Annotated in this window: 5 protein-coding genes; 1 reads left to right on the forward strand and 4 read right to left on the reverse strand. The window is 73.7% G+C overall.

Translation table 11 applies throughout. The features are described from left to right. Positions 1-116: 116 nt before the first annotated feature. The 4 genes from ACZ4UB_RS04725 to ACZ4UB_RS04740 form a co-directional block, all read right to left on the reverse strand. Positions 117-695 carry a hypothetical protein gene (locus tag ACZ4UB_RS04725; protein ID WP_468068242.1) on the reverse strand — a complete coding sequence of 193 codons (579 nt, stop codon included), beginning with the start codon at positions 693-695 and terminating at the stop codon, positions 117-119. 128 nt (positions 696-823) lie between these two features. After that, a complete protein-coding gene (locus tag ACZ4UB_RS04730; protein ID WP_468068243.1) occupies positions 824-1,306 on the reverse strand; it encodes a hypothetical protein in 483 nt (160 codons plus the stop codon). 136 nt (positions 1,307-1,442) lie between these two features. Next, entirely contained in the window at positions 1,443-2,039 is a 597-nt protein-coding gene (locus ACZ4UB_RS04735; RefSeq protein ID WP_354380997.1) for a hypothetical protein, read from the reverse strand. 241 nt (positions 2,040-2,280) lie between these two features. Next, positions 2,281-3,783, reverse strand: coding sequence for a fatty acyl-CoA synthetase (locus ACZ4UB_RS04740; RefSeq protein ID WP_468068244.1), 1,503 nt, complete (start codon positions 3,781-3,783; stop codon positions 2,281-2,283). A 137-nt stretch (positions 3,784-3,920) separates the two neighbouring features. On the opposite strand from ACZ4UB_RS04740, the gene ACZ4UB_RS04745 reads away from it, so the two are divergent. Continuing rightward, positions 3,921-6,383, forward strand: coding sequence for a penicillin acylase family protein (locus ACZ4UB_RS04745; protein WP_468068245.1), 2,463 nt, complete (start codon positions 3,921-3,923; stop codon positions 6,381-6,383). Positions 6,384-6,535: the final 152 nt, after the last annotated feature.

Here is a 6,535-nt window from a genome sequence, read left to right on the forward strand (position 1 = left end):
GGCTGCGGAGTCGACGCGCGGGCCCTTCTTCCGAACACGAAAAGTCTAGTGCGAACGATCACGAGGCGCGTCCGGTGATCACCGGACGCGCCTCGTGCCCCACATCCCCCGGGCGGTCAGCCCTCACCGCCGTCGCCGCCGCGGCCGCCCTGGCCGCTGCTCTCGCAGCCGGCGCCGACGCAGATGCCGCCGTTGCCGCCCTTGCCACCGCTGCCGCCGTCGCCGCCGCCGGCCGGCGCGGCCCCACCGTTGCCGCCGTTGCCACCGTTGACGCTGCCGCTGCACTGCCCGACGCAGACCCCGCCGTTGCCGCCCTGGCTGCCGTTGCCGCCGGTCCCGCCCTGGGCGCCGTTGCCGCCGTTGGCGCTGCCGTTGCAGAGCCCGACGCAGACCCCGCCGCCGCCTCCCTGGCTGCCGTTGACCGTTCCGTTGCAGTTGCCCGCGCACACCTTGTCGCCGACGCGGACGCTGCCGTTGCCCACCTGGACCTTGCCGCCGATCCGGCTGCCGAGGCCCGAGCCGTTGCCGCCGCCCCCGGGAGAGGGGACGTGGCGGTGGCCGGTGGCGGAGGCCGCCTGGACGGTCAGTGCGGGAGCCGCGCTGGCGGCGGTGGCCGCGGGCACCATCGCGCCGACGCCGATCACCGTGGTCGAGATGACGAAACCGAGACTGAACTTCCAAGATCGTGCACGCATGAGATTCTCCCTAGCCGAGAAATGGTGGGGCCGGCCACCGACCGTTCGGGCCCGCGTCGTCCGCTGCCCCGCTCGTCGGCCCGCCGGCCTCGTTCCATGAACCTTTTTTCGCCCTCGCTCCCCTGGTCCTACGGGGCGGCGGGGAAGGTTCCTGTCGTCAGGGCGAACCAGTCGCCTTCGAGGTAGTTCTTCTTCCAGGTGTCCAGCTGCTCGGTCGTGATCTCGTACTTCTTGGCGATCTTCTCCTTCGTGGCGTCGGTGTCGTCGGCCAGCAGGGTCACGACGATGCGCACCCGGTCCACCACCGTCAGCTCCGCCTTCGGCTTGTCGGGCAGGTCCTCGAACCGGAAGCAACCGGTCGTGCCGGGCTTGCCCGGCTGACCCGGCTGTCCGGGCTGACCGCCCTGGCCACCCTGACCGCCCGCGCCCCCTTCGCCGCCCTCGCCGCCCGCGGCGCCCGTGCAGTGGGCGGACTGTCCGGCCGGTACCGAGGAGACGACACCCGCGGGAGCGTGGGACTGCGCTGCTTGCGCGGCGCACGCCGTGCCGGTGACGAAGGCCAGGGAGGCCGCCGCCAGGACCAGCGGACGCTGCCAGGAGCTCGTGAACATGGGGTTCTCCACTTCGGTGAGTTTCGGTGAGGTGAGATGAGGTGAGATGAGGTACCGCGGGATTCGGAACGATTGATCGGGGGGGCGGGGGCCCTGCGGCCCCCACCCCGTCGGATCACCGGATCAGGTGGGCCGGTCAGAAGATGCTGGAGCCTCCGGCGCCACCACCGCCGCCGACGCCACCGAAGATCCCGCCGTGGCCGCCCTTGCCGCCCTTGCCGCCGTTGCCGCCCTGGAAGACGCCGTTGCCGCCGTGGCCGCCCTTGCCGCCGTTGCCGCCCTGGAGGACGCCGTCGCCGCCACCGCCACCGTTGCCGGCGCTGCCGCCGAACAGACCGCCGCCGCCGTCGCCACCCTTGCCGCCGTTGCCGCCGATGACGCCGTCGCCGCCGCCACCACCGCCACCGCCGCCGCCGCCGGAGAGGACACCGGTTCCGCCCTTGCCGCCGTTGCCGCCGGCGCCGCCGACGCCGGTGACGCTGCCGCCACCGGACCCGCCGGAGCCGCCGCCCCCGCCGATCAGGCCGCCTCCGCCTTCACCGCCGTCACCTCCGGCGCCTCCGGCTGCCGGAAGGGCGGTGGCCACGTGGGCGGGCATGGGGGCCGCCGACGCCATCGAGGCCGGAATGAGGACTCCTCCCGAGATCATGGCCGCCGAGGCGAACAGCGTCGCCAGTCGGAATCCACGGCGGTTGGTACGGACAACGTTGTTGGTGCGCGTCTTACGGTTCATGACCTTCTCCTCAGAACATCGGGGTTTCTGGTGTCCCGGGATCCGGGACCCTGCGGTCCGTTCGCCTTGTTCGCTTTCCGGCGAGGCCCGCATCACCAGTAGGCCCCAGCGCCGCACGGGGGTCACGTTCCGGACATTCGGGACTTGACGGACCTCTCACCTGCGGGTAAAAGGCCCGTCCGGGCATGCGGAGGCCCCCGCGCCACGGCGTTCCGCGGCGCGGGGGCCAGGGGTCCGGTGCCTACTGCCCCGAGCGGTAGCGGTCCCTCAGCTCGCGCTTGAGGATCTTGCCGCTGGCGTTGCGGGGCAGGGCGTCCACGAAGAGGATCCGCTTCGGCGCCTTGAAGTGGGCGAGCTTCTCCCGGGCGTACGCCATCAGCTCCTCCTCGGTCACCGCCCCGCGCGGCACCACCACGGCCGTGACCGCCTCGATCCAGCGGTCGTCGGGCAGCCCGACCACCGCCGCCTCCGCCACCCCCGGATGGGTGTAGAGCGCGTCCTCGACCTGGCGGGAGGCGACCAGGACCCCGCCGGAGTTGATGACGTCCTTCACCCGGTCGACCACCGTGAAGTAGCCCTCGGCGTCGCGCACCGCGAGGTCGCCCGAGCGGAACCAGCCGTCCCGGAAGGCTCGCGCCGTCGCCTCCGGGTCGTTCCAGTAGCCCAGGCACAGCTGCGGGGACCGGTAGACCACCTCGCCGGCGGTGCCGTCGGGCACCGGCGCACCGTCCTCGTCGACCACCTTCGCCTCGACGTGGCGCACCGGACGCCCACAGGAATCCATCCGACCCTCGTGTTCGGCGGGCCCCAGAACGGTCGCCAGCGGGCCGATCTCGCTCTGCCCGAAGCAGTTGTAGAACGCGAGGCCGGGCAGTCGCGCGAGCAGCCGTTCCAGGACGGGCACCGGCATGATCGAGGCGCCGTAGTACGCCTTGCGCAGCCCGCCCAGGTCACGGGTGGCGAACTGGGGGTGGTTGGCCAGGGCGATCCACACCGTGGGCGGGGCGAAGAGGCTGTCCGCCCCGCCCGCCTCCACCCGGTCGAAGATCTCTTCCGCGACCGGAGCGTCGAGCACCGTGTTCTCGGCCCCGACCGCCAGGTAGGGCAGCAGGAAGACGTGCATCTGCGCCGAGTGGTAGAGCGGCAGCGAGTGCAGCGGCCGGTCGTCCGCGCTCAGGTCCAGCGCCTCGATCGCGCTCTCGTACTCGTGGCACAGCGCCGCGTGGGTCATCATCGCGCCCTTCGGCAGCGCGGTGGTGCCGGAGGTGTACAGCAGCTGGACCACGTCCCGCGGATCACCGCCGCCCTCGTACGGGGCCTGCCCGGCCAGCGCCGCCAGGAAGGACCCGGGGGCGTCGCGCAGCGCCCGGACCGGACGCCCGTCCGCGACCCGCGGGGCGAGGTCCGGGTCGGCCAGCACCAGCGCGGTCGCGGAGTCGTCCAGGATGTGCGCGAGGTCCTCGCCGGTGAGGTTCTGGTTGACCGGGACGTGCACCAGCCCGGCCCGGGCGCAGCCGAGGAAGGCGATCAGGTAGGCGTCGCAGTTGTGGGCGAAGGTGGCCACCCGGTCGCCGCGCCGCAGGCCGTACACGTCGGTCAGCACGGCGGCCGCGGCGGAGACCGCCCGGTCGAGCTCCCGGTAGGTCCACTCCCGCGTCCGGTAGCGGACCGCGACCCGCTCGGGCAGGCGCCGCGCGGTGTCGCGCAGGAGCCCGTCGACGGTGTTGTGCCGCACCTGCGTCATGAAGCCATCCTCATCTCATCCTGGAACAGGGATTGTTGACAGATCATCAGCTTGCCTGCATGAGTGTGGGGGCACGGCAAGCGCACCACCCGTTCCACGCGTAACCGCAGTCATTCGAAGGCTACTTGGGAGGCACGTTGCGTTTCCGCACCCGCCCCGCACTTCGCCGGATCGCCCTCACCGGCGCCGCGCTGCTCGCGACGGCCGCCGCGGTCCCTCCGGCCGCCGCCTCGGCCGCCGCCGACGCGGGGGCCGCCCGGGCCTCGTCCGGGGGCGGCCTGTCCGCCCTCGTCCGCTACACGGAGAACGGCGTCCCGCACATCCTCGCCAAGGACTACGCCGACCTCGGCTTCGGCACCGGCTGGGCGCAGGCCGCGGACCAGGTCTGCGTCCTGGCGGACGGCTTCCTGACGGTGTCCGGCGAGCGTTCGCGCTGGTTCGGGCCCGACGCGGCCCCCGACGGCTCCCTCTCCTCCGCCGTCGGGAACCTCTCCAGCGACCTGTACTTCAAGGGCGTCCGGCAGACGGGCACGGTCGAGAAGCTGCTGGCCACGCCCGCGCCCGCCGGTCCCGGGAAGGACGTCAAGGAGCTGATGCGCGGCTGGGCCGCCGGGTACAACGCCTGGCTGGCGCAGAACAAGATCACGGATCCGGCCTGCAAGGGGGCCGCCTGGGTGCGACCCGTGACGGCCGTCGACGTGGCGGCCCGCGGGTACGCCGTCGCGGTGCTCGGCGGCCAGGGGCGCGGGATCGACGGGATCACCGCGGCGCAGCCGCCCGCCGCCGCTCCGGGCGCGGGGGCCCGTACGGGCGCGCCGGCGCCCGGGGGCGGGCTCGACCCGGCGGCCGCGGCGGAGGCGGCCCGGCAGTTCTTCGACACCTCGCGCTACGACATGGGCTCCAACGCGGTGGCCTTCGCCGGGTCGGCCACGGCGAGCGGCGGCGGCCTGCTGCTCGGCAACCCGCACTACCCGTGGCAGGGCGGCCGCCGGTTCTGGCAGTCGCAGCAGACCATCCCCGGCGAGTTGAACGTCTCCGGCGGTTCCCTGCTCGGCACCGTCGTCGTCAACATCGGCTTCAACGACAAGGTCGCCTGGAGCCACACCGTGGCGACCGGCACCCCGGTCAACCTGCACCAGCTCGCGCTGGACCCGGCGGACCCGACCGCCTACCTGGTCGACGGCGTGTCCGAGAAGATGGTGCCGCGCACCGTCAGCGTCCCGGTCAAGGGCGGCGCACCGGTCGCCCGCACCCAGTGGTGGACCCGCTTCGGCCCCGTCGTCACCTCCCTCGGCGCGGGCCTGCCGCTGCCCTGGTCCGCGACCACCGCCTATGCGCTGGGCGACCCGAACGCGGTGAACCTGCGGGCCTTCGACACCGCGCTCGCGATGGGCAAGGCCCGCTCGGTGGCCGGGATCCAGGACGCGCAGCGGCGCACGCAGGGGTTGCCCTGGGTCAACACGCTGGCCGCCGACGCGGCGGGGGCGACCCTCTTCACCCAGTCCCAGATCGTGCCCCGGATCACGGACGAGCTGGCGGCCCGCTGCTCCACCCCGCTGGGCCGGGCGACCTACCCCTCGGCCGGTCTCGCGGTGCTGGACGGCTCGCGCGGCGACTGCGCGCTGGGCTCGGATCCGGACGCCGTGCAGCCGGGGGTGTTCGGTCCGGCGAAGGCGCCGACCCTGCGGGACGCGGTGTACGCCGAGAACTCCAACGACAGCGCCTGGCTGGCGAACGCGGAGCATCCGCTCACCGGCTACGAGCGGGTGTGGGGCAACACGGGGACGGCCCGGTCGCTGCGCACGCGCGGCGCGCTGGAGGACGTGTCGGCGATGGCGGCCAAGGGCGGTCTGACGGTGGCGGACCTCCAGGCCCAGCAGTTCGCGAACCGGGTTCCGGCCGGTGACCTGGCGGCCGCCGACGCGGCGCAGGCGTGTGCGGCCCTGCCGGGCGGTACGGCGACCGCGAGCGACGGCTCGGCGGTGGACGTCTCGGCGGCCTGCCCGGTGCTGGCGCGCTGGGACCGTACGGCCGATACGGCCAGCCGGGGCGCGCTGCTCTTCGACCGGTTCTGGCGGCGGCTGACGGCGACGACGACGACGAAGGACCTGTGGCAGGTGCCGTTCTCGGCGGCCGATCCGGTCCGCACGCCCCGCACCCTGAACCGGTCGGCGCCCGGCATCGGGCGGGCCCTGGCGGACACGGTCGCGGAGCTGAGGGCGGCGGGCATCGCCCTGGACGCGCCGCTCGGCGAGCACCAGTTCGTGGTGCGCGGCGGTCAGCGGATCCCGGTCGGCGGCGGCACCGAGGCGCTCGGGGTGTGGGACAAGGTGGAGGCGGTGTGGAACGCGGCCGGTGGCGGCTACACGGAGGTGGTGCACGGTTCGAGCCACATCCAGGCGGTCGGCTGGGACGGGAGCCGCTGCCCGGTGGCCCGCACGCTGCTGTCGTACAGCCAGTCCTCGAACCCGAACTCGCCGTACTACGCCGACCAGACCCGGCTGTTCTCCGGTGAGCGCTGGGTGACCTCGCGGTACTGCGAGAAGGACATCCTCACCTCGCCCGCGCTGCGCGTGGTCTGGGCGCGCGAGCGGCGCTGAGGGTCCGGTGGGGGGGGGGGGGGGGGGGGGGGGGGGGGGGGGGGGGAAGGAAGAGAAGGGGGGGGGGGGGGGGGGAGCAGGCCCGGCCGCAAAACGGGTCGAAAAAGACAGGGAAGGAAAGGAAAAAAAAAAATCCTCAACCCCCCCCCCCC

It is taken from the genome of Streptomyces sp. NPDC028419, assembly GCF_055565515.1.

Bases quoted from the DNA above. Each gene is read 5' to 3' on its own strand.
- ACZ4UB_RS04725 (WP_468068242.1), bottom strand. From the start codon at position 695: ATGCGTGCACGATCTTGGAAGTTCAGTCTCGGTTTCGTCATCTCGACC.
- ACZ4UB_RS04730 (WP_468068243.1), bottom strand. From the start codon at position 1,306: ATGTTCACGAGCTCCTGGCAGCGTCCGCTGGTCCTGGCGGCGGCCTCC.
- ACZ4UB_RS04735 (WP_354380997.1), bottom strand. From the start codon at position 2,039: ATGAACCGTAAGACGCGCACCAACAACGTTGTCCGTACCAACCGCCGT.
- ACZ4UB_RS04740 (WP_468068244.1), bottom strand. From the start codon at position 3,783: ATGACGCAGGTGCGGCACAACACCGTCGACGGGCTCCTGCGCGACACC.